This is a genomic window from Massilia sp. Root351 (assembly GCF_001425045.1).
GTDB lineage: Bacteria > Pseudomonadota > Gammaproteobacteria > Burkholderiales > Burkholderiaceae_D > Rugamonas.
This window is the reverse complement of the sequence record NZ_LMDJ01000023.1, coordinates 239670-263097: the sequence shown is the minus strand read 5'-3', so window position 1 is coordinate 263097 and position 23428 is coordinate 239670. Positions and strand designations below refer to the sequence as shown.

23 protein-coding genes are annotated in these 23428 nt (G+C 68.2%); 13 read left to right on the top strand and 10 right to left on the bottom strand.

What is annotated here, in order from left to right; translation table 11 throughout:
* Window positions 1-29 precede the first annotated feature (29 nt).
* From ASD15_RS18300 to ASD15_RS18245, 12 genes are all read left to right on the top strand, one after another.
* Window positions 30-1916 carry a thiamine pyrophosphate-binding protein gene (locus ASD15_RS18300; protein ID WP_082551925.1) on the top strand — a complete coding sequence of 629 codons (1887 nt, stop codon included), beginning with the start codon at window positions 30-32 and terminating at the stop codon, window positions 1914-1916.
* Window positions 1916-2776: a citrate/2-methylcitrate synthase gene (locus tag ASD15_RS18295; RefSeq protein ID WP_057156454.1), complete on the top strand. Its 861-nt coding sequence runs from the start codon at window positions 1916-1918 to the stop codon at window positions 2774-2776. Before ASD15_RS18300 ends, ASD15_RS18295 begins: the two co-directional genes overlap by 1 nt.
* The gene (locus tag ASD15_RS18290) at window positions 2773-3633 is read left to right on the top strand and encodes a hypothetical protein (RefSeq protein WP_057156453.1); all 861 of its coding nucleotides are present in this window, start codon (window positions 2773-2775) and stop codon (window positions 3631-3633) included. Before ASD15_RS18295 ends, ASD15_RS18290 begins: the two co-directional genes overlap by 4 nt.
* Before the next feature lie 88 nt (window positions 3634-3721).
* A complete protein-coding gene (locus tag ASD15_RS18285) occupies window positions 3722-5827 on the top strand; it encodes a TonB-dependent siderophore receptor (RefSeq protein WP_057156452.1) in 2106 nt (701 codons plus the stop codon).
* Window positions 5828-5964: 137 nt separating this feature from the next.
* A complete protein-coding gene (locus tag ASD15_RS18280; protein ID WP_057156451.1) occupies window positions 5965-6828 on the top strand; it encodes an STAS domain-containing protein in 864 nt (287 codons plus the stop codon).
* Window positions 6829-6835: 7 nt separating this feature from the next.
* Window positions 6836-7192, top strand: a complete 357-nt coding sequence (locus tag ASD15_RS18275) for an STAS domain-containing protein (RefSeq protein WP_057156450.1) — start codon at window positions 6836-6838, stop codon at window positions 7190-7192.
* Window positions 7189-7605: an anti-sigma regulatory factor gene (locus tag ASD15_RS18270; RefSeq protein ID WP_057156449.1), complete on the top strand. Its 417-nt coding sequence runs from the start codon at window positions 7189-7191 to the stop codon at window positions 7603-7605. The genes ASD15_RS18275 and ASD15_RS18270 overlap by 4 nt, the downstream gene beginning before the upstream one ends.
* The gene (locus ASD15_RS18265) at window positions 7590-8720 is read left to right on the top strand and encodes an ATP-binding protein (RefSeq protein ID WP_057156448.1); all 1131 of its coding nucleotides are present in this window, start codon (window positions 7590-7592) and stop codon (window positions 8718-8720) included. The genes ASD15_RS18270 and ASD15_RS18265 overlap by 16 nt, the downstream gene beginning before the upstream one ends.
* On the top strand, window positions 8717-10543 hold the full coding sequence (locus ASD15_RS18260) for an ATP-binding protein (RefSeq protein ID WP_057156447.1): 1827 nt from the start codon (window positions 8717-8719) through the stop codon (window positions 10541-10543). The genes ASD15_RS18265 and ASD15_RS18260 overlap by 4 nt, the downstream gene beginning before the upstream one ends.
* Window positions 10540-12057: a response regulator gene (locus ASD15_RS18255; protein ID WP_057156446.1), complete on the top strand. Its 1518-nt coding sequence runs from the start codon at window positions 10540-10542 to the stop codon at window positions 12055-12057. Before ASD15_RS18260 ends, ASD15_RS18255 begins: the two co-directional genes overlap by 4 nt.
* A gap of 107 nt (window positions 12058-12164) precedes the next feature.
* Window positions 12165-12515, top strand: coding sequence for a hypothetical protein (locus tag ASD15_RS18250; protein ID WP_057156445.1), 351 nt, complete (start codon window positions 12165-12167; stop codon window positions 12513-12515).
* Window positions 12516-12539: 24 nt separating this feature from the next.
* Window positions 12540-13307 (top strand): serine protease, encoded by a 768-nt coding sequence (locus ASD15_RS18245; RefSeq protein WP_057156444.1) that lies wholly within the window; start codon window positions 12540-12542, stop codon window positions 13305-13307.
* A 24-nt stretch (window positions 13308-13331) separates the two neighbouring features.
* Here ASD15_RS18245 and ASD15_RS18240 read toward each other — a convergent pair whose 3' ends face one another.
* The 3 genes from ASD15_RS18240 to ASD15_RS18230 are packed head-to-tail and all read right to left on the bottom strand — an operon-like array spanning window position 13332 to window position 15998.
* Entirely contained in the window at window positions 13332-14171 is an 840-nt protein-coding gene (locus ASD15_RS18240; RefSeq protein ID WP_057156443.1) for an arylamine N-acetyltransferase, read from the bottom strand.
* A gap of 48 nt (window positions 14172-14219) precedes the next feature.
* The gene (locus ASD15_RS18235) at window positions 14220-14657 is read right to left on the bottom strand and encodes a glutaredoxin family protein (protein ID WP_082551924.1); all 438 of its coding nucleotides are present in this window, start codon (window positions 14655-14657) and stop codon (window positions 14220-14222) included.
* A gap of 9 nt (window positions 14658-14666) precedes the next feature.
* Window positions 14667-15998: a TonB family protein gene (locus ASD15_RS18230; RefSeq protein WP_057156441.1), complete on the bottom strand. Its 1332-nt coding sequence runs from the start codon at window positions 15996-15998 to the stop codon at window positions 14667-14669.
* Between the two features lie 113 nt (window positions 15999-16111).
* On the opposite strand from ASD15_RS18230, the gene ASD15_RS18225 reads away from it, so the two are divergent.
* Window positions 16112-16627, top strand: coding sequence for a hypothetical protein (locus ASD15_RS18225; protein WP_057156440.1), 516 nt, complete (start codon window positions 16112-16114; stop codon window positions 16625-16627).
* Window positions 16628-16643: 16 nt separating this feature from the next.
* Here ASD15_RS18225 and ASD15_RS18220 read toward each other — a convergent pair whose 3' ends face one another.
* The 7 genes from ASD15_RS18220 to cyoA all read right to left on the bottom strand — a co-directional run bounded on the left by ASD15_RS18220 (window position 16644) and on the right by cyoA (window position 23380).
* Complete coding sequence (locus tag ASD15_RS18220) at window positions 16644-17210, bottom strand: response regulator transcription factor (RefSeq protein WP_057156439.1); 567 nt, start codon at window positions 17208-17210, stop codon at window positions 16644-16646.
* Between the two features lie 2 nt (window positions 17211-17212).
* Complete coding sequence (locus ASD15_RS18215; RefSeq protein ID WP_229418271.1) at window positions 17213-18448, bottom strand: ATP-binding protein; 1236 nt, start codon at window positions 18446-18448, stop codon at window positions 17213-17215.
* Between the two features lie 99 nt (window positions 18449-18547).
* Complete coding sequence (locus tag ASD15_RS18210; RefSeq protein WP_057156438.1) at window positions 18548-19405, bottom strand: SURF1 family protein; 858 nt, start codon at window positions 19403-19405, stop codon at window positions 18548-18550.
* Entirely contained in the window at window positions 19402-19800 is a 399-nt protein-coding gene (gene cyoD, locus ASD15_RS18205) for a cytochrome o ubiquinol oxidase subunit IV (RefSeq protein WP_057156437.1), read from the bottom strand. Before cyoD ends, ASD15_RS18210 begins: the two co-directional genes overlap by 4 nt.
* Window positions 19797-20408: a cytochrome o ubiquinol oxidase subunit III gene (gene cyoC, locus ASD15_RS18200; RefSeq protein WP_057156436.1), complete on the bottom strand. Its 612-nt coding sequence runs from the start codon at window positions 20406-20408 to the stop codon at window positions 19797-19799. Before cyoC ends, cyoD begins: the two co-directional genes overlap by 4 nt.
* Window positions 20401-22395, bottom strand: a complete 1995-nt coding sequence (gene cyoB, locus ASD15_RS18195) for a cytochrome o ubiquinol oxidase subunit I (protein ID WP_057156435.1) — start codon at window positions 22393-22395, stop codon at window positions 20401-20403. Before cyoB ends, cyoC begins: the two co-directional genes overlap by 8 nt.
* On the bottom strand, window positions 22379-23380 hold the full coding sequence (gene cyoA / locus ASD15_RS18190) for a ubiquinol oxidase subunit II (protein ID WP_082551923.1): 1002 nt from the start codon (window positions 23378-23380) through the stop codon (window positions 22379-22381). Before cyoA ends, cyoB begins: the two co-directional genes overlap by 17 nt.
* Between the last annotated feature and the right edge of the window lie 48 nt (window positions 23381-23428).

Sequence of the window (23428 nt, the reverse complement as noted above, 5' to 3'; positions counted from 1 at the left end):
AGCCGATTTCGCCCATATTAGGAGCTTATATGTTTGACAATGTCGAGTTTGAACGACAGGAGAAGTCACGCCCTGCCGCCGCCAATCCCACCCTGCACATCACCGACACCGCCGACCTGCTGGTGGCCTACCTGGAGCAGATGGGGGTCGACTACGTGTTCGGCGTGCCCGGCGGCGCCATCGAGCCGCTGTACAACGCCATCGCCCGCAACCTGCGCAACGGCGGCAACCTGAGCCAGATCGTGGCGCGCAACGAGGCCGGCGCCGCCTTCATGGCCGACGGCTACGCCCGCGAAACCGGCAAGCTCGGCGTCTGCATCTCCACCTCCGGCCCGGGCGCCACCAATATGCTCACCGCCGTGGCCAACTCCCACGCCAACGGCGTGCCGGTGCTGGTCATCACCGCTCAGCCCAATCTGCCCTCCTTCGGCAAGGTGACGCTGCAGGAATCGTCCTGCACCGGCATCGACGTGCTGGCCATGTTCCGCCACTGCACGCGCTACAACACCATGGTGTCCCACCCCGCCCAGCTGGAATGGAAACTGGTCACCGCGCTGCAGCACGCCACCCGCAGCGCGCCCGGCCCGGTGCACCTGAGCGTGCCGTCCGACGTGTTCCGCGCCGCCAGCCCGCAGCCGGCGCCCAGCTACGACCTGTCCGCCCTGCATGGCGCGGCCGGCCTGATGGACGACGGCGCGGTGGAAAAGCTGCGCTCGCTGCTGGCCGGCGCGCGCAACGTGGTGATGCTGATCGGCGCCGGCTGCACCGACGCCATCCACTCCATCCTGCAGTTCGCCGACCTGGAGGGCGCCACCTTCATCACCACCACCGACGGCAAGGGCCTGGTCAGTCCGCAGCATCCGCTGTACCGCGGCACCTTCGGCTTCGGCGGCCACGCCACGGCCGACGCGGCCCTGCGCGAGAGCTCGGTGGACCTGATCCTGGCAGTCGGCTGCAGCATGGGCGAATGGGACACCGGCGGCTGGAGCGAGAGCCTGCTGAACGGCCGCCTGGTGCACGTCGGCGACTGCGAGGAGCACCTCGCGCGCACGCCGATGGCCGGCCTGCACGTGCGCGGCAGCCTGGCCGCCGTGTTCGAGCGCCTGGTCGACGGCATCGCCCACGAGCAGGCCACCATGCTGGGCCAGGGCCACCTGGGCGTGTCCGCGCGCGCCAAGCGCCGCCACAAGCGCGAGCTGGCCAGCCACCGCTGGGAGCCGGCTTCCATGCTCGACTCCCAGGCCGCCTACGACAGCGACGCGGTGCCGATCAAGCCGCAGCGCCTGATGAAGGAGCTGGGCCGCATGTTCCCGCCCAGCACCCGCTTCCTGGCAGACGCCGGCAGCAGCGCCGCCTGGGCCATCCACTACCTGCAGCCGCGCGACCGCCGCATGGGCGAACGCCGCGCCGGCAACAGCGACCGGTCGCGCCAACTGGGCAAGCGCCGCAGCGCCGGCGGCTGGCTGCGCCTGACGTCCCACTTCGCCCCCATGGGCTGGGCCATCGGCGCGGCCGTCGGCACGGCGGCCGGCAACGCCTCGGCGCCGGTGGTGTGCATCACCGGCGACGGCAGCATGCTGATGAGCGGCCAGGAGCTGTCCGTGGCGGTGGCCGAGCAGCAGTGCGTGGTGTTCGTCATTCTTAACGACGCGGCGCTGGGCATGGTCAAGCACGGCCAGCGCCTGGGCGGCGGCGAGCCGATCGCCTTCGCCCTGCCGCAAACTGATTTCGCCGGCCTGGCCCGCGCGCTGGGCGGGCGCGGCCACACCATCCGCTCGGCGGCCGAGCTGGAGGCGCTCGACATCAAGGCCATCTGCAACTATCCCGGCCCCACGCTGCTCGACATCCAGATCGACCCGGAGGAAGTGCCGCCCATGGGCAGCCGCCTGCGGGTCCTGCTCAACGGAGGCGAGTGATGGCGCAGCAGAACCTGCACGCGGCGCCGGCGCCCTCGCCCAAGGATTTGATCCACACCGCCATCTGGGATGAAGCGCCGGAGGCCGACAACGCCTTCGCCACCCGCAGCGCGCGCCTGCGCGGCTACGACGTGTACGGCGAAATGGTGGGCAACGCGCGCTGGGTGGAGATGCTGTGGCTGCTGCTGCGCAGCGAACTGCCGGCCCGCCCGCAGCTCGACGCGCTTGAAGCGCTGGCCGTGGCGCTGGCCAATCCCGGCCCGCGCGACGCCTCGGTGCACGCGGCCATGTGCGCCGGCGTGGGCGGCTCGTCCGCCGCCTCCGCCCTGATGGCGGCGCTGGCCGTGGGCGCCGGCCGCAGCGGCGGCGCGCGCGAAGTGCACGACGCCATGACCATGTGGCGCAGCTGCGGCCCCGACCTGTCGGCCTGGGCCGCCTATCTTGCCGGCCGCCGCCAGGACGTGGTCGACGTCTGGCCCGAGGCCGCCCACGTGCCCGGCTTCGACCCGCACGGCGTGAGCACCGCGCTGCCGGTGCGCCAGCTGCTGGCCACGCTGACCGAGCTGGGCGCCGGTCCCTACACCGCCTGGCTGCACGCGCAAGTGTCGCTCGGCCGCGAAGACCATGCGCGCGCCGCCGTCGGCCTGCCGCTGGCCGTCAGCGGCGTGGCCGCCTGCGTGTTCAACGACCTCGGCTTCAGCCCCGACGAGGGCGAGATGCTGTACCTGCTGCTGCGCCTGCCCGGCGCCGCCGCCCACGCGCTGGAACAGGGCCGCACCGGCTTCAAGCACTTCCCCTTCTATAAACTGGAGCTCGATCCGGCCGCCACGCCGTCCATGCAGCTGCGGGAGGCCGCATGAGCGCCGCCTTGCACTACCAGCCCGCCGCGCCCGCGCGCGGTCCGGCCCTGCTGCAGCAGTTCGCCGGCCGCCTGCGCACGCGGGCCGGCGCCGCCTTCCCGGGCAGCCACGCGGTGTTCCGCGGCCACGACCTGCACCGCGACCTGCGCCACCTGCAGTGGATAGAGCTGTACGCCTTCGGCATCACCGGCCGCCGCCTGAGCACGGCGCAGGCCGAGATGGTGCAGGCGCTGTGGACCCACACCAGCTACCCGGATGCGCGCCTGTGGAACAACCGCGTGGCGGCGCTGGCAGGCAGCGCGCGCAGCAGCGCCGCGCTGGGCCTGGTGGCCGGCATGGCGGTGTCGGAGGCCAAGGTGTACGGCGGCCACGCCGGCCTGATGTGCATGGCCTTCCTGCAGTCGGCGCTGGCCCAGGTGCAGGCCGGCGCCAGCCTGGCCGACGTGGTATGGACCGAAACCGGACGCAGCAAGATCTACGGCTACGGCCGCCCGATCAACTCCACCGACGAGCGCCTGCCCTGGATCATGGACTTGGCCAGGCGGCTGGGCCTGCACGACGGGCCCCACCTGAAGCTGGCCTTCGAGATCGAAGCGGTGCTGCTCACGCGCTACCCGCAGCTGCGCATGAACTATGCCGCGCTGCAGGCCGCCATGATCGCGGACATGGGCCTGTCCGTGCGCGAATACCAGCTGCTGCGCGTGCCGTCCTTCGTGGCGGGCATGGCGCCGTGCCAGGCGGAAGCGGCCGAAAAGCCCGAAGGCACGCTGTTCGCCACGCCCTGCAGCGGGGTGGCCTATGCCGGCGCCGCGCCCCGAAGCTGGAAGGGGCGCAACAGCGCACCGGGACGTGCATAGCAGCAGGCTAGCAACACTTGTGGCGATTTTACCCATGGCAACGAAACCCCACGCTACAATGGCAAAAATAGACATCTGGAGATAGCCTTTGAAGTCCTCCCGCGCAACCCGTATCTGCCTGGCGGTGGCCTTGACACTGCCGGCGGCACTGGCCTGGGCCGCCCCGCCCAGCGAAGAAGACGAACTGACCTTGGTGTACGGCGACAGCGACTCCGTCAGCATCGCCACCGGCAGCCTGCAGACCCTGCGGCGCGCCCCGGCCGTGGCGTCGGTGATCACGGCGTCCGACATCGCCGCCATGGGCGCCACCGACTTGGACCAGGTGCTCGAATCGGTGGCCGGCCTGCACGTGGGCCACGGCGGCAACAGCTATTCATCCCTCTATATCGTGCGCGGCATCTTCAGCCAGTTCACGCCGCAACTGCTGGTGCTGCAGAACGGCGTGCCGGTGACCACGCTGTTCATCGGCAACAAGGGCAATTTCTGGGGCAACTTCCCGGTCGAGCACATCTCGCGCATCGAAGTCATACGCGGCCCCGGTTCGGCGCTGTACGGCTCGGACGCCTTCTCCGGCGTCATCAACATCATCACCAAGGGCCCGGCCGAGGCGGCCGGCACCGAAGTGGGCGCGAGCATCGGCTCGCTGTCCACGCGCGACGCCTGGTTCCAGCACGGCGGCAAGCTCGGTCCGCTCGATGTGGCGGCCTTCGTCCGCGTGGGCACCACGGGCGGCCCGGACGGCACCATCGCGGCCGACGGCCAGACCCGCAACGACACCCTGCTGGGCACGCGCGCCAGCCTGGCCCCCGGGCCCATGAACGCCGGCAGCGACGCCATCGACGGCAACCTCGAGCTGGCCTACGGCCAGTGGCGCGCGCGCTTCGGCTACAAGCTGCGCGACAAGGTGCAAAGCGGCGCCGGCATCGCCTCGGCGCTGGACCCGGTGGGCGAAGGCCGCAGCGAACGCATCACCTCCAGCCTGGCCTGGGCCAGCCCGCAGTTCAGCAGGGACTGGGGCCTGGGCGCGAGCGTCAGCACGCAGCAGTATTCGCAGGAAATCCCGGTGGCCTATTATCTGCTGCCGCCCGGCGCGCGGCTGCCGACCGGCCTGTTCCCGAACGGCATGATAGGCGCGCCGGAGACCTGGGAGCGCAACGTGCGCGCCACCGCCTTCGCCGACTACAGCGGCTTCGCCGACCACCACATCCGCATCGGCGCCGGCCACGACGACCTGCACCTGTACCGCACGCGCGAGCGCCGCAACTTCACCTACGCGCCGAACGGCAGCCCGATTCCGCTGCCCTCGGTGGCCGATTTCAGCCACGCAGGCACCTTCCTGCGCCCGCACCGGCGCCGCATCGACTATCTTTACCTGCAGGACGAGTGGCGCCTGGCCAAGGACTGGAACCTGACGGCGGGCGTGCGCCACGACCGCTATTCCGACTTCGGCGGCACCACCAATCCGCGCGTGGCGCTGGTGTGGGACGCCAGCTTCGACCTGACCGCCAAGCTGATGTACGGGCGCGCCTTCCGCGCGCCGGCCTTCAACGAAGCCTACGGCGAAACCAATCCGGTGGCGCTGGGCAACCCCAACCTGAAGCCGGAAACCGACCACACGCTCGAGGCGGCGCTGGCCTGGCAGGCGCAGGCCGACGCGCAGGTGAACCTGACGCTGTTCCGCTACGCCATGGACGACATCATCCGCCTGCTGCCCAACCCGGTGGCCGGCACCGGCTCCACCTACGCCAACCAGGGCAGCCAGACCGGCCACGGCCTGGAGCTGGAAGGCAACTGGAATGTGAACCGCGACCTGCGCCTGGTGGGCAACTACGCCTGGCAGCGCTCGGTGGACAAGACTACCCAGCGCGATGCCGGCTATGCGCCGCACCACCACGTGTACGCCCGCGCGGACTGGCAGTTCGGCGGCGGCTACACCTTGTCGCCGCAGCTGAACTGGGTGGCGGACCGCGAGCGTCCGGCCGGCGACCTGCGCGCCCCGATCGCCGACTACCGCACGCTGGACCTGACCGTGTCCACACGGCGCGGCAAGAACCAGTGGAACTTCTCGGCCTCCGTGCGCAACGCCTTCAACGCCGACGTGCGCGAACCCAGCGTGGCGCCCGGCCTGACCCTGCCGTTCGACTTGCCGATGGCCGGCCGCACCTTCTCGCTGCAGGCCAGCTACAAGCTGTAAGCCGCTCCCTCCCCCTCCCGGCCCGGCAGCGTGCGCGCTGCCGGTTCCGCGCCGCACGCCTCGTTTCAAATTAATCATGATTTTCAACATTAGCTGTTAGACTGGCTCCTCCTAAATCCATTCTTAGTGGAGTACGCATGAGCAAGCAGAGCAGCGGGCATCTCGCCAACATCCTCAGCAAAAACCAGGAGGCGCTGCTGGAAAGCTGGCTCAGCGCCATGCTGTCGCGCACGGTGCGCCGCGACAAAGGCGCCGAAAGCGAGATGCGCCAGCAGGCCGCGCGCCTGCTGCCGCTGCTGATCCAGGCCACCCCGGCCGGCGCCAGCTACGAGATCGACGGCGCGGCCTGGACCGAAGTACGCCAGCTGCTCAGGGAAATCTCCGCGTCGCGCGTGCGCCAGGGCTACACGCCCACCGAGACGGCCACCTTCGTGTTCGCCCTGAAGGAGCCGCTGTTCGCCGGCCTGCGCGCCGAGCTGGCCCACGACGGCGCCGCGCTGGGCGCGGAGCTGGCCGACACCGGCGCCCTGTTCGACCGCCTGGGCCTGTACACCGTCGAGGAATACCAGCGCAACCGCGAAGGCGTGATCCTGCGCCAGCAGCAGGAGCTGCTGGAACTGTCCACCCCGGTGGTGCAACTGTGGCGCGACGTGCTGGCCCTGCCCTTGATCGGCACCCTCGACAGCGCCCGCACCCAGGTGGTGATGGAAAACCTGCTGCAGAAGATCATCGACACCGGCGCCTCCATCGCCATCATCGACATCACCGGCGTGCCCACCGTGGACACCCTGGTGGCGCAGCATTTGCTCAAGACCGTGGCCGCCGCGCGCCTGATGGGGGCCGACTGCATCATCAGCGGCATCCGCCCGCAGATCGCGCAAACCATCGTCCACCTGGGCGTGAACCTGGAGGACGTGACCACCAAGGCCACGCTGGCCGACGCCTTCCAGACCGCCATGAAGCGGCTGGGCGCCTCGGTCACCTACGGCCAGGCGGCGTGAGGCAGGCATGGAGCGCATCCCGATACTCAAGATGGGCCAGCTGCTGCTGGTGACTATCCAGGTCGACATGCACGACAGGCTGGCCATGACCTTGCAGGACGACCTGACCTCGCGCATCGTGCAGGACCGCGCGCGCGGCGTGCTGATCGACATTTCCACGCTGGACATGGTGGACTCCTTTATCGGCCGCATGATCAGCAACACCGCCGCCATGGCGCGCGTGCTCGATGCGCACACGGTGCTGGTGGGCATGCAGCCGGCCGTGGCCATCACGCTGGTGGAGCTGGGCCTGAAGCTGGAAGGCGTGCAAACCGCGCTCAACGTGGAAAAGGGCGTGCTGCTGCTTCAACGCCAGATCGCATGAACGCCCCCGCGCCCGGCGCCATGGTGGTGCCGCTGCGGCTGGACGAAGACATGGTGCGCCTGCGCCAGCAGGTGCGCGAGCAGCTGGTGGCGCAGGGCTTCAGCCTGATCGACCAGACCAAGATGGTGACGGCGGCCAGCGAGCTGGCGCGCAACACGCTGCGCTACGGCGGCGGCGGCGAAGCGCACCTGCTGCACGTGGCCAACGGCATGCGGCGCGGGCTGCAGCTGGTTTTCACGGACGATGGACCCGGCATCGACGACATTCCCCGCGCCCTCACCGATGGCTACACCAGCGGCGGCGGCATGGGCCTGGGACTGTCCGGCGCCAAGCGGCTGGCGGACGAGTTTGACATCACGTCGGCGCCCGGCGCCGGCACTACCGTTAGCATCACCAAATGGAAACCATACTAAATCCGCTGCAGCTGTGCTGCCCGGTATCCGACCCCACCCACGTGGCGGCCGTGCGCCGCGCCGCCGCCGAGCTGGGCGCGCGCGCCGGCATGGACGCGGTGCGCGCCGGCGAACTGGCCATCGTGGTGACCGAGGCGGCCAGCAACATCCTCAAGCACGCCGGGCACGGCGAGATCCTGCTGCGCCCGCTGCACTCGGCCCGCGGCGCCGCGGGCGTGGAAGTGCTGGCGCTGGACGCCGGCCCCGGCATGGCCAGCCTGGCCGCCAGCCTGCAGGACGGCCGCACCACGGCCGGCAGCTACGGCGTGGGCCTGGGCGCCATGCAGCGCCTGTCGACCCGCTTCGACGCCTACAGCGCGCCGGGCCAGGGTAGCGTGGTCTGGATGACGCTGTGGCAGCAAGCGCCGCCGGGGCAGCATGGACAGCCGCCGCCGCAGTCGCAGCAGTTGCAGCAGCCGTTGCAGGCGTTGCAGGCGCAGCCGTCACAGCAGGGCATGGGGGACGGCACGCAGCCGGTCATGGCGCTGGAGGTGGGCGTGGTGTGCCAGCCCATGCACGGCGAGACCATCTGCGGCGACAGCTGGGCCCTGGCGTGCGACGCCACCAGCGCCACCGTGCTGGTGGCCGACGGCCTGGGCCACGGCCCGCTGGCGGCCGACGCGTCGCGCCTGGCGGCGCATACGGTGCTGGCCAATCCCGCCCTGCCCGCCGCCGTGCTGCTGCAGGACGCGCACACCGCGCTGCGCGCCACGCGTGGCGCCGCCGCCGCCGTGGTCCGCATCGACATGCTGGCAGGACAGGTGCAGCTGGCCGGGGTCGGCAACATCGCCTGCCACGCCTGGAGCGCCGAGGCGCGCCGCCAGCTGGTGTCGCACAACGGCATTGTCGGCAGCAATATGCGCAAGGTGCAGGAATTCGGCGCGCCCTGGGACCACGGCGGCATGCTGATCCTGCACAGCGACGGCCTGGCCACGCGCTGGAACCTGGACGACTATCCCGGCCTGGCCGGGCGCCACCCGGCCGTCATCGCCGCCGTGCTGTACCGCGATTTCTCGCGCGGGCGGGACGACGTCACCGTGCTGGTGCTGCGCGACCGCCAGGGAGGCCAGCCATGAGCTTGCGTATCCTCAGCCTGGCCATCGTGGCCGAAGTGGACGTGGTGGCGTCGCGCCAGCGCGCGCGCCAGATCGGCGCGCTGTGCGGATTCGGCGGCCAGGACCAGACCCGCATCGCCACCGCCGTGTCCGAACTGGCGCGCAACGTCTACAGCTACGCCGGCAGCGGCCGCATCGAATTCAGTGTGGAAGGCGCCACCGCGCCGCAGCTGCTGGTGATCCGCGTGGAGGACCAGGGGCCTGGCATCGCCGACCTGCCGCTGGTACTGTCCGGGCGCTACCAGTCCAGCACCGGCATGGGCATGGGCATCCTGGGTGCCCGCCGCCTGATGGACCAGTGCGACATCGAGACCGCGCCCGGCAAGGGCACCGTGATCCTGCTCAAGAAGCTGCTGCCGGCCGACGCGCCCATGCTCACGGCGGCCGCCGTCGGCGCGCTGGGCGCCGAGCTGCACGCGCTGCCTCCCGGCGCCGCGCTGTCCGAGATGCAACAGCAGAACAAGGAACTGCTGACCACGCTGGCCGAACTGAACGTGCGGCAGGAGGAGCTGCTCAAGCTCACGCGCGAACTGGAGGACACCAACCGCGGCGTGGTGGCCCTGTACGCCGAACTGGACCAGCAGGCCGAGCATCTGCGCGGCGCCGATGAAATGAAAACGCGCTTCCTGTCCAATATGAGCCACGAGTTCCGCACCCCGCTGAACTCGATCCGCGCCCTGTCCAAGCTGCTGCTGGACCGCACCGACGGCGAGCTGGGCGGCGAGCAGGAAAAACAGGTCGGCTACATCCTGAAAAGCGCCGACTCGCTGGCCGAGCTGGTCGATGACCTGCTCGACCTGGCCAAGATCGAGGCCGGCAAGATCGACATCCGCGCCGAGCCGTTCGACGTGGCCGACATGTTCAGCGCCCTGCGCGGCATGCTGCGCCCGCTGCTGGTGAGCGCCAAGGTGGAACTGCTGTTCGAGATGCCGGCCGCCCCCCTGCTCATGCTCAGCGACGAGGGCAAGGTGTCGCAAATCCTGCGCAACTTCATCTCCAACGCCCTGAAGTTCACCGAGGCCGGCCAGGTGCGCGTGTCGGCCCAGCTGCTGCCGGACGGCGCCGGGGTGCGCTTTGCCGTGCAGGACAGCGGCATCGGCATCGCCGCCGGGGACCAGCAGTTGATCTTCGAAGAATTCAGCCAGGTGCCCAGCCACCTGCAGCGCAGCGCCAAGGGCACCGGACTGGGCCTGCCGCTGTGCCGCAAGCTGGCCGCGCTGCTGGGCGGCAGGGTGAGCCTGAGCAGCACCCCCGGCCAGGGTTCGACCTTCTTCGCCACGCTGCCGCTCAAGCTGCGCCAGTCCGGCGCCGGCCTGCCGGACAGCCTGGCCGCGGCCGGCGGCGCGGACGTTTCCGCAGCGGCCAACCCGGCCGGCGACGGCGGCATCCCGGTGCTGGTGGTCGAGGACGACCGTACCGCCATGCTGCTGTACCGCAGCTTCTTCCGCAACACGCCCTACCGCGCCGTGTGGGCGCGCAGCCTGTGGGAAGCCGAACAGATCTGGAATAGCGGCGCGCCGGCCGCCATCATCCTGGACCTCTACCTGAACGGCACCGACACCTGGCGCTGGCTGACGCAGACCAAGAACGACGAGCGGCGCCGCCACGTGCCGGTGATCATCGCCTCCGAAGTGGCGGACCGCCAGAAGGCCTACGCGCTGGGCGCGGACGCCTACTTCGTCAAGCCGGTGCCGCGCGCCGAGCTGCTGGCGCAGCTCAACGCCCTGTACCTGGCCGCTTCCGGCGCCGGCGCGCCGTCCCCCAAACTGCGCGAGGCCCCATGATGGCGCACGACCTGATCCTCAATGTAGACGACACCGAAGCGGCGCGCTACGCCAAATCGCGCATCCTGCAGCGCGCCGGATTCCAGGTGATCGAGGCGGCCAGCGGCGGCGAAGCGCTGGCCAAGGCCGCCAGCGAAAACCCCGCCCTGGTCCTGCTCGACACCAAGCTGCCCGACCTCAGTGGCTTCGACGTGTGCCGCCGCCTGAAGCAGAATCCGCACACCGCCATGGTGCTGGTGCTGCAGACCTCGGCCTCCTACGTGGCCTCGCCGGACCGCGTGCGCGCGCTGGACAGCGGCGCCGACAATTACCTGATCGAGCCGATCGAACCGGAAGAGCTGGTGGCCAATGTGCGCGCCCTGCTGCGCCTGGCCAAGGCCGAGCGCGAGCTGCGCGAGGTCAATCGCCGGAAGGACGAGTTCCTGGCCATCCTGGCGCACGAGCTGCGCAACCCGCTGGGCCCGATCCGCAACGCGGTCGAGCTGCTGCGCAACCTCGACCCCTACGCCCCGCCGCCGCAGGAAGGGGCGCGCCAGATGATCATCCGCCAGACCGACCACATGGTGCGCCTGGTGGACGACCTGCTGGACGTGTCCCGCATTTCCCAGGGCAAGATCGTGCTGCGGGTGGCGCCGGTGGAGCTGGGCGAGCTGCTGCGCTCGGTGCTCGAGACCGCTTCCGACAACGCCGCTCGGCGCAGCCAGACGCTGTCGTCCCGGCTGCCCGGCGAGCCGCTGTGGGTGGCCGGCGATGCGGTGCGCCTGGCGCAGGTCACCGGCAACCTGCTCAACAACGCCTGCAAGTTTACCGCGCTGGGCGGCGCCATCGAGGCCATCCTGGCGCGCGAAGGCGACAGCGCGCTGATACGCATCAGCGACAACGGCATCGGCATCCCGCCCGAACAGCTCGACAGCATCTTCACCCTCTTCGCGCAGGCCGGCCACAGCGCCGACCGGGTGCAGGACGGGCTCGGCATCGGCCTGTCGCTGGTCAAGACCCTGGTGGACCTGCACGGCGGCAGCGTGGCGGCCAGCAGCGCCGGCGAAGGCCAGGGCGCCGCGTTCGAGATCCGGCTGCCGCTGTGCGCCCCGCCCGCCGCCGGCGCCGGCGACATTGCCGCCGGGTCCGCTTCCGGCGCGGCGCGGCCGCCGCGCCGCATCCTGGTGGTGGACGACAGCGTGGATTCAGCCGACATGGTGGCCTCGCTGCTGGGCTTTAGCGGCCACCAGGTAGCCACGGCCCACACCGGCGCGGACGCGCTCCGCCAGGCGCTGGCGTTCCGGCCGCAGCTGGTCTTTCTCGACATCGGCCTGCCGGACATGCCCGGCACCGAGGTGGCCAGCGCCATCCGCAGGCTGCCCGAACTGGACGGCATCCGCCTGGTGGCGCTGAGCGGCTACGGCCAGGCACGCGACCGCGACAACGCCCTGGCGGCAGGCTTCGACCGCCACCTGACCAAGCCGGCCACGTTCGAGGCGCTGGAAGCGGCCGTGCGCGAACTGGACGCGCCATGACCTGCGTCAATCCTGTTCCAGCAAACCATTGCATATCGGCGGCGGCGGCCTAGGCTGAACTTTAGCAAGCGGGGCCGGACCGCCCGCTTCACCTAAAGGAGGCGCATATGTCGACCACAGCCACATCCCTCGCTGCACTGGCCGCCCTGTTCATGGCCGGCCCCGCCACCGCAGCGCCGCAAGAGCCCACCACCAGCATCAAGCGCGACAGCGACCCGGCCCGTTCCCTGGCCGAGCCGTCCTACCAGACCCGCGAAGAACGCCTGAACGCCAGGCCGCTGGACTGGAACGCCACCAAGGGCAAGCCCAAGCGCAAGACGCAGACGGCGGCCGAACGCAAGGCGCAGGCCGGCGCCAAGGCCGAGCACACCGAAGGCGGCGCGCCCGATCCCAAGGCCGACGAGGAAGCGCGGCGCCTGCATCCCGACGACTGGAAAGCCCCCGATCAACAACGCTAGCCGAACCCGGCAGGGAGATCCGACATGGACAAGTACACCATCATGGCGCTGGCCGCGCTGGCCGGCGTGGCCGCGCTGGGCCGGGCTGGCCCGGCGCATGCGACAGCCGACATCTTCACCCAATACCAGGAAACTGCCAACAACAACACCCCGCGCGCGATCGGCAAGCTGTTTACCAACGCCGGCAGCTGCTCCGCCTCCGTCATCAGCGGCAACAACATCATAGTCACGGCGGCACACTGCTGCTACGACCGTGGCCGCGGCAACTGGATAGGCGGCTGGGCCTTCGCCCCGGCCTACAACAGCGGCAACGCGCCCTTCGGCGTGTTCAGCTGGTCGCAGGCCCGCATCCTGACCAGCTGGATCAACAACGGCGACGTGGCCTCCGACGTCTGCCTGATCGCCCTGCAGCCGGACGCGGCCGGCCGTGGCGTCACCTTCTACACCGGCTGGCTGGGACGTTCATGGAACTATGGCAGCGTGCTCAGCCAGCACGCGCTGGGCTACCCGGGCAACCTGGGCGGCGGCAACACGCTGCAGCTGTGCGCCTCCGAGAGCTTCAGCCCCGGCGGCAGCTGCGGTGGCACCTCGGTACTCAACACCGGCTGCTCGATGACCTTCGGCTCTAGCGGCGGGCCGTGGCTGCGCGACTACCGTGGCGGCAACCATGTCGACTCGGTGGTGCACGGCTACGACGGCTCCACCTGCACCGGCACCTTCGGACAGACCTTCAACGGTCCGCGCTTCACCAGCGGCAACATCGCCGCGCTGTGCACCGCGCAAGGCTGCTGACGCGCCAGCCCCGGCGCCGCCGCGTCAGCGCGCGGCGTCGTCCCAGACGGTGGCAGCGGCGGCCTCCAGCACCGGGCGCAACGCGGGCGCCACCGGCAGCAGGAACACCTCGCGCAGCGCCTGCTCGAGTCCATCCGCATCGAGATAGCTGCGCGTGGCGTTGCCGTCGCTGTCCCGTGTCGTCAGGCGGTTCTGCAGCAGTGCGTGGCGCGCCTGCGGCGTGGTGCGCGCCACGATCAGCTTGTGGCGGAAATGCGAGTCCGGATGCGTGGCCGTGTAGTAGTTCGCCATCTCGTAATCGCCCGCCGTCTGCAGCGCCGGCGAAATCCGGTACACGGGCTGCCACGCGGCGCCGTCGCCATTCCCAGTCTCGACTTCGAGCAGCTGCTCGTTGCCGGCCGCGCGCAGGCGGAAGCGCTCGTGCGGCGTTTCCTGCGGGCCGTCGCGGTCGAAGCGCAGCGGCGCGGTCAGCACGCAGCTGCCGAAGCCCACGTCGGCCAGCCAGGGCGTGCCGTCTATGGTCACGCGCAGCACCATGTGCGTGCGCGGCCGCAGCGCCGCTTCCGGGCCGAGCTGCCAGCGCACCTGGGCGATCAGGCCTTCCACGCTGAATCCCATCGCCTCCAGCACGCGCTGGAAAAGGCTGTTCTGCTCGAAACAGTAGCCGCCGCGCCGTGCCGCGATCAGCTTGGCGTCCACGGCCTGCGGCGACAGGTCCACCGGCTGGTGCAGCAGCGGGTCCAGGGCTTCAAAGGGAATGGCGGCCGGGTGCAGCTGCTGCAAGGCGCGCAGGGTCTCCAGCGTGGGCGCGCGCGCGCCGCTGTAGCCTATGCGCGCGCAGTACGCATCCAGAAAGTCTTGCATCGATACCGCTCCGTTTTACAATCCGGCGAAAAGGATAGCACTTTCCGGTCAGGTCGGCTGCTGGCGCAACAGTTTCAGGAAGACGCCGGGCTGGAAGCCTTCCCGCATCGGCGCGCCGCGCACCAGCAGGAACGGTGTTCCCCTGGCGCCATAGGCCTGGAAGGCCCTGGCGCAGGCACTGGAGACGCTGATATTGCACTCGGTATAGGCAAAGCTGCGCTGCTCCAGCCAGTCCTTGGCGAGGTTGCAGTACAGGCAGCCGTCGGCGGTGTAGAGCATCACGTCGCCCGGCCGCACTTGCGCGGCCAGCGCGGCGGTCTGGGCCGGCGTTGCTTCGTCTTCCAGCAGGCTGCGCAGTTGCGCGCGCAGTTCGCCGGCGCCGCCCAGCGAAACGGCGGCGCCGGCGGCCAGCGCGGCCAGCGCGGCCAGCGCGCCGGCCGCGATCCACGGCGCGGAGCGCAACGGCTTAGGCGACGGCGGCCCCATGGTCCGTCCCTATTGCGGGGCCCGCGCGGCGGGCAGCCGCCCGCGCCACTGCGCCGCAGCGGCCACGTCCACCGGCCGGCCCAGTTCGCCGCGCTCGGCCACTTTGACCATGCGCAGCACGGCCGGCGCCCAGCCGCGTTTCGCCGCCAGCTCGTACAGGCGCAGCGCCTCCGCGTCATCCTTGCGCACGCCGCTGCCCTGCTCCAGCAGCTCGGCCATCAGGTACTGCGCCTCGAGGTGGCTTTGCGCTGCGGCCTTGCGGATCCATTCGCTGCCCAGCTCGGTGTCGGCCGGCACGCCGCGCCCTTCGCGGTAGGCCTTGCCCAGCAAGGTCTGCGCGGGAGCCCAGCCCTTGTCGGCCGCCTTCTGCAGCAGCGGCACGGCTTCCTCGTGGTCGCGCGGCGACTGGGAGCGGTACAGTTCGAACCCCAGCCCCTGCACCGCCACCGGATCGTCCAGCTCTGCGCCCTGGCGCAGCAGGCGCAGCGCCTCTTCAGGGTCGCGCTCGACGCCGTTGCCGGTCTGGTAAGCCCAGGCCAGCGCGGCATAGGCGCGGATCACGCCGGCGTCCGCCGCCTTGCGCAGCCAGACGAAGGCTTGCTCCGGGTCCCTGGCCGTGCCTTTTCCGGTCGCGTACAGTCCGGCCAGGCCCATCATGGCCATCGCGTGGCCTTGTTCGGCAGCCTTCAGCAGCCACGCATGCGCCTGCTGGGCGGTGACCGCTCCGCTTTCCCGGGCCAGGAACAGCGAGGCGATCCTGAACTGCGCCTCTGCGCTGCCGGCCTCGGCCGCTTTGCTCAGCCACTCCAGCGCCTGTACGTCGTCGCGCTGCACGCCCTTGCCTTGCTGGAGCATCATGCCCAGCTTGAGCTGCGCGTCGCCATCGCCCGCTTCAGCGGCCGCGCGGGTCTCGGCATAGACCGCCTGCGCCGCCGGGTCCTTGGCATCATCCTTCAGCGTCCACACGTACTGCATCTGCATCCACGCGGACTGCGGCTTGCCGTTGTGGGTGCCTGGCTGAAACTTGCATTTTGCAATGCCGAAGCGCGCCGCCTCGTCCAGCAGCGGGTAGCCGCTGGACTTGGTGACCTTGGATTCCTCGACGCTGCCGTCGGCGCCGATCTTGAACGCCATCGTCACCACCCCGGTCTGCTCGCGGCGCAAGGCTTCCTGCGGCCAGACAGGCTTGTCGCACTGGCTGAAATCGGCAACGGCGGCAGTCGGCGCCGCGCCGCCGGCGCCTTTGGCCCGGGCCTGATCGGCTGCCAGCGCCTGTCCTTGCAGGCCGGCCATCGCCAGCAGCGCCACGGCGGCTGGATGCCTCAGTTTTTGGCTGATCAAGCTCGTCTCCGCGTAGTTAGCAAAAAAATCATCTTACCCGGAAGAATGACCGCTTGTCCACCGCTGGAATCGATGTACACTTTCCGTTACCAGACAATCAGGGAGATGGCCGTATGTCCCGTATCGAATCCAGCAATTCCTTCCGCGTGCAAGGCCCTGTGGCCTCCATCGCCGACCTGGCCAAAGACAAGCCGGGCTTCGTGCTGCCCGCCACGCCCGAGCAGGTGGCGGAATTGCAGCTGCGCGAGGCGCAGATGCAGGCCCGCGAAGCGGCCGCGGTGCGCCACGCCAGGGACAACCCGGATCGGGTCTACGCGCAGATCGTCACCAACGGCGAGGTGGTGGCCACCGTGTATGCGTCGGGCGCCGCCGGCACGGTGCACAAGCTCGGGGTCAAGCTGACGCAAGACGGCTATGGCCTGCCGCTGGCCACAACGCGGCTGGCCGAACTGTCCAAGGCGACGGGTGGGGAAATCGTGTACGCCAAGGGGCCGGTCGCCGCGCCGGCGCCGCTGATGGAGTCCGACTTGCCGCAAGTGACCGCGCGCGGCCTGAACGACATGGTGCAGGACTTTGAATGGGCGCTGGCGCGGGCCCGCATGGAGGGCGGCGCCGAGGGCAAGGCTTAGGCGCCGCGCCAGGCGCCTACTTGACGCGCTGCTTTTCCAGCTTGCGCGCCAGCGTGCGGCGGTGCATGCCGAGGCGGCGCGCCGCTTCGGAGATGTTGAAGTCGGTCTCGGCCAGCACTTCGTGGATGCGCTCCCACTCCAGCGTCTTGATCGACGTGGAGCGGTTGGTCATCTCGACGCCGGCGCTGCCGGCCACGTGGGCGAAGGCCGCTTCGATGTCGTCCGTGTTGGAGGGCTTGGCCAGGTATTGGCAGGCGCCCAGCTTGATTGCCTCAACCGCCGTGTTGATGCTGGCGAAGCCGGTCAGCACCACGATCAGCATGTCCGGGTCGTGCGCGTGCAGCATCTGCACGCACAGCAGGCCGGACGTGTTGTTCTTGAGCTTGAGATCGACCACCGCGTAGCCGGGCGAATGCTCCTCCAGCAGCGCTTCGGCTTCCTCCAGGCTGGCCGCCAGCAGCACCTGGTAGCCGCGCCGCTCGAACGAACGGCCCAGCGTGCGCGCGAAGGCAGCGTCGTCTTCGATAATGATGAGCTGGCGTACCTCAGCCGCTTCCTGCCCTGATGCCTCTTCTGCGCTCATGCCTATTCCTCTTCCACTGCGATGGCCGTAAGCGGCAAGCTCAACTGGACGGCCGCGCCGCCTTCGGGACGGTTGCTGGCGCTAACCGTGCCGCCCAGGGTGCGCGCCACGTTCACCGTCAGGAACAGCCCCAGGCCGCGGCCGGGCGCCTCTTTGCTCGAATTGTAGGGCTTGCCGAACTGCTCCAGGATCCCGGGCGCGAAGCCCGGGCCGTTGTCGCTGACCAGCAGCTTCAGCGCGCCATCGTCGCAGGCGGCTTCCAGCCTGATCCATTCCGGCGACGCTTCCAGCGCATTGTCCAGCACATTGCAGATCATTTGTTTCAGCGCCGAGTCGAACACCACCGGCAAGTCCGCGATCCGGTTATCGTACTCGAACGCGGCCACCGGGCGGCTGGCGCGCCACTCCTGCACCAGTTCGTCAAGGAAGGTGTTGATGGTGGTGCGCGCCGACGACTCCCCGCGCGCCTCGCCCGCCGACAGCAAAATGCCGCTGACGATGGACTTGCAGCGCGCCAGCTGGGCCTGCATTTCGCCGATTTCCTCCAGCAGTTCGGGATGCTTGCTAAATTCGGGCATGCGGCGCCAGTCCCCCAGTATGACCGACAAGGTGGCCAGCGGCGTGCCCAGTTCGTGCGCGGCGCCCGAGGCGAGCAGGCCCATGCGGACAATGTGCTCTTCCTCGGCGGCGCGCTGGCGCATGCTGGCCAGCATGGCGTCGCCGGCGCGCAGATTGCTCATGATGCGGGTGATGAACACCACCAGCAGCGCCGCGTTGAGCGCGAAGCAGATCAGCATGCCCTGGATGTACAGGCTGAAGTAGCCGCGCTCGTGGAACAGCGGCAGCGCGATCGGCTTGGACCACACCGACAGCCCGGCCAGGCAGGCGCTGGCGATGGCGACGATGGTCCAGGTCGACCACGCCTCCAGCAGCACCGCGCTCAGGATCACCTGCAGCAGGTAGAGGTAGACGAAGGGATTGGAGGTGCCGCCGCTCAGGTAGAGCTGGGCCGTGAGACTGGCCACGTCCACCAGCATGGCGATGAACAGTTCGGCGTTCGACACCGCCCATTTTTCATGCCAGCGCAGCTGGCTGGCCACGTTGAAGGCGATCAGGCAGGCCAGCACTTCCAGCATATACACCAGCGGCAGCTTGATGCCGAAGCCCCAGGCCACCACCGCGATGGTGGTCACCTGGCCGACCACGGCGATCCAGCGCAGCTGGATCAGCTGCTGCATGTTCTGGTGCCCTGCCGCCTGTCCCGCGCTGGCCTGGGCCAGGAAGGACGGCAATTTTGCTATCGAAAGTATTTGGCCCGACATCATCCCTCGCCCGGTTTATGCGTCCGCGCCGTCCCTGCGCGCGCGGCGGCGCTCGTCGCGGATCACCCACGCCAGCGCGGCCGCCATCATAACAGCCAGCGCGTACCAGGTGAGAGCATAAACCAGATGATTGTTGGGGAAAGAAATAACCGTCATGCCGCCGTAAGGGCGCGCGGCCGGGTCCAGGTCGGCCACGTACTGGCCGGCGTCGACATCGACGAAGTAAGGCGCCACGCGCGCCGTGTGCAAGCCGCGCGCGGCCGCCATGGCGTGCACGTCGCGCGCGTACCAGCGGTTTTGCGCCGGCTCGTTGGCGCGCAGGCCCATCGGGCCCTTGCCCACTTCGCTGATGCGCAGCAAGCCGTTCAGGCGCACCGCAGCGCGGCCGGCCAGCGCGGCGGCGGCACAGGCGTCGCTGCCGGCGGGCACGCTGTTGGACAGGCTGGATTCGACTCGGGCAGCAGCGTCCAGCGGCAGGAAGCCGCGGTTGACCATGACAATGCTGACGCCGTTGCTGCCGTCCGCCAGGCACAGCGGCGTCAGCAGCCAATAGCCAGGGCCACGTTCGGTGGTCGCCTGCGCTTTGGTGGAGTATTCGGGGAGCAGCATGCCCGTCAGGTGGACATGCTTGTATTCATCGGCCTGCGCAGAGACCTTGGCCCAGTCCTGCTGGCCGGGGGCGGGCACCGGCTCCGCGTGCACGCGCGCGTTGACGCGTTCGATCAGAGCCAGTTTCCATTGCAGGCGCTGGACTTGCCAGGTGCCCAGCGCGAGCAGTACCGCAATAACGAGCACCGCGCAGCCCACCAGCGTGTAGCGCAGGCCTGCGGAACGCAGACGCAGCGCGGCGGGGGTGCGCGGTGCGGACATCATGGCATGTTGCGCATTTGGTGCGCGTCCATGCCCGGCATCATGTTGGTGTTCATGTGGTACATGACCCAGATCGAGCCGGCCAGCACGATGACCACCAGGATCAGCGTGAACATCATGGCCAGCATCGACCAGCCGCCCTCCACTTTGGCGTTCATGTGCAGGAAGTAGACCATGTGGACCACGATCTGCACGGCGGCGAAGCCGAGGATGGTGAAGGCGGTGGTGGCCGGGTTGGCGAACACATTGCCCATCACCAGCCAGAACGGAATGGCGGTCAGGATCACCGACAGGATGAAGCCGATGGTGTACGACTTCAGGCTGCCGTGGTTGTGGTCGCCATGGCCGTGGTGGCCGTGATCGTCATGGCCATGGTGCTCGTGATTGTGATCGCTCATGGCAGAACTCCCATCAGGTAAACAAAGGTGAACACGCCGATCCAGACCACGTCCAGGAAGTGCCAGAACATCGACAGGCAGGTCATGCGGCGCATGTTTTCATGCGTCAGGCCGTGCTTTTTCAGCTGGAACAGCAGCGTGACCAGCCACACGATGCCGAACGTCACGTGCAGGCCGTGGGTGGCCACCAGCGCCCAGAACGAGGTCAGGAAGGCGCTGCGCTGCGGACCGGCGTTTTCATGCAGCAGGTGCATGAATTCGTACAGTTCCAGCGAGATGAAGGCCGCACCGAACAGGCCGGTGACGATCAGCCAGCCCATGGTGGCGCCCAGGCGTTTGCGGCCCGCTTCCAGCATGGCGAAGCCGTAGGTGATCGACGACAGCAGCAGCATCGAGGTGTTCAATGCCACCAGCTTCAGGTCGAACAGCTCGGCGCCGGTCGGGCCGCCCGCGTAGTTGCGGCCCAGCACGGCGTAGGTTGCAAACAGGACGGCGAAGATCAGGCAATCGCTCATCAGGTAGATCCAGAAACCGAGCAAGGTGCCGTTTTCCGGATGGTGCTCGCGCACGAAGTAGCGCGAGCTTGGGTTCAAAGTGGCGTCAGACATGGGCATTCAGCAGTTGGGTGCGAGCATTTTCGGTGCGGACCACTTCGTCCGCAGGAATGTAGTAATCGCGTTTGTAGTTAAACGTGTGAACAATGATGGTTGCCAGCATGGCGGCGAACGACAGCCCTGCCAGGATCCACATCTGCCAGATCAGCGCGAAGCCGACCAGGCCGCTGATCGCCGCGATGGCGAAGCCGGCCCAGGTGTTCTTGGGCATGTGGATCGCCACGTAGTCCTTCAGCGGACGCTGGTAGCCGTTCTTCTTCATGTCGGCCCAGGTGTCGTTGTCATGCACACGCGGGGTGAACGCGAAGTTGTAGTCCGGCGGCGGCGACGAGGTCGACCATTCCAGCGTGCGGCCGTTCCATGGGTCGCCGGTGACGTCCAGGTTCTGCTTGCGGTCGCGGAACGAAACCCAGAACTGCATCAGCATGGCGCCAATACCGCCGGCGATCATCACCGCGCCCACGGCGGCGATCTGGAACCAGATCTGCAGCGATGGATCGTCGAAGTGGCTCATGCGGCGGGTCACGCCCATCAGGCCCAGCACGTACAGCGGCATGAAGGCGAAGTAGAAGCCCACGAACCACAGCCAGAACGACCACTTGCCCCAGTACTCGTTGAGCTTGTAGCCGAACGCTTTCGGGAACCAGTAGTTGATGGCGGCGAACACGCCAAACACCACGCCGCCGATGATGACGTTGTGGAAGTGCGCAATCAGGAACAGCGAGTTGTGCAGCACGAAGTCGGCCGGAGGCACGGCCAGCAGCACGCCGGTCATGCCGCCGATGACGAAGGTGATGATGAAACCGATGGTCCACAGCATCGGCACTTCAAAGCGGATGCGGCCGCGGTACATGGTAAATAGCCAGTTGAAGATCTTGGCCCCGGTCGGGATCGAGATAATCATCGTGGTAATGCCGAAGAATGAGTTCACGCTGGCGCCGGAGCCCATGGTGAAGAAGTGGTGCAGCCAGACCAGGTAGGACAGGATGGTGATCACAACGGTCGCATACACCATGGAGGTGTAGCCGAACAGGCGCTTGCCGCAGTAGGTCGAGACGATTTCCGAGAACACGCCGAACACCGGCAGCACCAGGATGTACACCTCGGGGTGGCCCCAGATCCAGATCAGGTTCACGTACAGCATGGGGTTGCCGCCCAGCTCGTTGGTGAAGAAGTTGGTGCCGAAGGTGCGGTCCAGCGACAGCATGCCCAGCACGGCGGTCAGCACAGGGAACACGGCCACGATCAGCGCGTTGGTGCACAGGGCGGTCCAGGTGAACACCGGCATCTTCATCATGTCCATGCCGGGCGCGCGCATCTTCACGATGGTGACCACCAGGTTGACGCCGGACAGCAGCGTCCCCACCCCGGCCACCTGTAATGACCAGATGTAATAGTCCACCCCGACGTCGGGCGAAGCCAGGATGCCCGACAGCGGCGGATAGGCCAGCCAGCCGGTGCGGGCGAATTCGCCCACGAACAGCGACGCCATCACCAGGATCGCGCCGAAGGCGGTCATCCAGAAGGAGAAGTTGTTCAGGAACGGGAAGGCCACGTCGCGCGCGCCGATCTGCAGCGGCACCACGTAGTTCATCAGGCCGGTCACGAACGGCATCGCCACGAAGAAGATCATGATCACGCCGTGGGCGGTGAAGACCTGGTCGTAGTGGTGCGGCGGCAGGAAGCCGGCCGAGTCGCCGAAGGACATGGCTTGCTGGGCGCGCATCATCAGCGCGTCGGCGAAGCCGCGCAGCAGCATGATCAGGCCCAGGATCATGTACATGATGCCGATTTTCTTGTGGTCGATACTGGTGATCCAGTTCGTCCACAGGTTGCCCCACAGGCGGAAGTAGGAAATGGCGCCGAGCAGGCCTATGCCGCCCAGCACTACGCCGGCGAAGGTCGCCAGCAGGATAGGCTCGTGGAAGGGAATCGCTTCCCAGCTCAGCCGTCCGAAGATGAGATCAGTATCGTGTTGCATTGTTGCTCTTCATGGAAAGATTAGGCACGGGAGTCGGCGTATTGCACAGCTCGGCCGCGGTTTTCGCGCGCACGATGTCATCCGCCATCATCTTGTTCATGCAGGTGGTGCCGTCGCCGACGCAGCGGTTCAGGATCGCGTCGTACAGGTCTGCAGAAACGGTCGGGTAGTAGCGCACCGGCTCTTTTTCGCTCGGCTTTTCCAGCACCTGGTAGTTGGCGCGGTCCAGCGCGACGCTGCCGGTGGCGCCGGAGGCCTTGACCTTGGCCACCCAGGTGTCGAAGTCCGCGTTGCTCACGCCGTGGTACTTGAAACGCATGTGCGAGAAGCCGGCGCCGCTGAAGTTGGCCGAGAAGCCGTCGTATACGCCAGGCTTGTTGATGATGGCGTTCAGCTGCGTCTCCATGCTCGGCATCGCGTAAATCATGCCGGCCAGCGCTGGCACATAGAAGGCATTCATCACGTTCGAGGCGGTAATCTTGAAACGTACAGGCACATCGACCGGCGTCACCAGCTCATTCACCGTGGCGATGCCCTGCTCCGGATAAATGAACAGCCATTTCCAGTCCAGCGCCACCACCTGCACTTCCAGCGGCTTGACGCCGGCGGCCAGCGGACGCTTCTCGTCAATGCGGTCCAGCGGACGGTAGGGGTCCAGCTTGTGGGTGCTGATCCAGGTCAGCAGGCCCAGCACGATGATGATCAGCAGCGGTGCGCCCCAGATCACCAGTTCGAGCTTGGTGGAATGATCCCAATCGGGTTCATATTTGGCTTTAGTGTTGCTTTGGCGATACTTCCACGCAAAGAACAGGGTCAGTGCGATGACTGGGACGACAATCAGCAGCATCAGCAAGGTGGACACCACCACAAGGCGGGCCTGCTGCGCGGCGATATCGCCGGACGGGTTCATCACCACGGTGTTGCAGCCTGCAAGCAACAACAGTGGCAAAAGAGCCAATCCACGATGGTTCAAGGGAGATTTCATGCGGTTATGTACGTTACATAAAATGAATAACATGGTACTGTAACCACA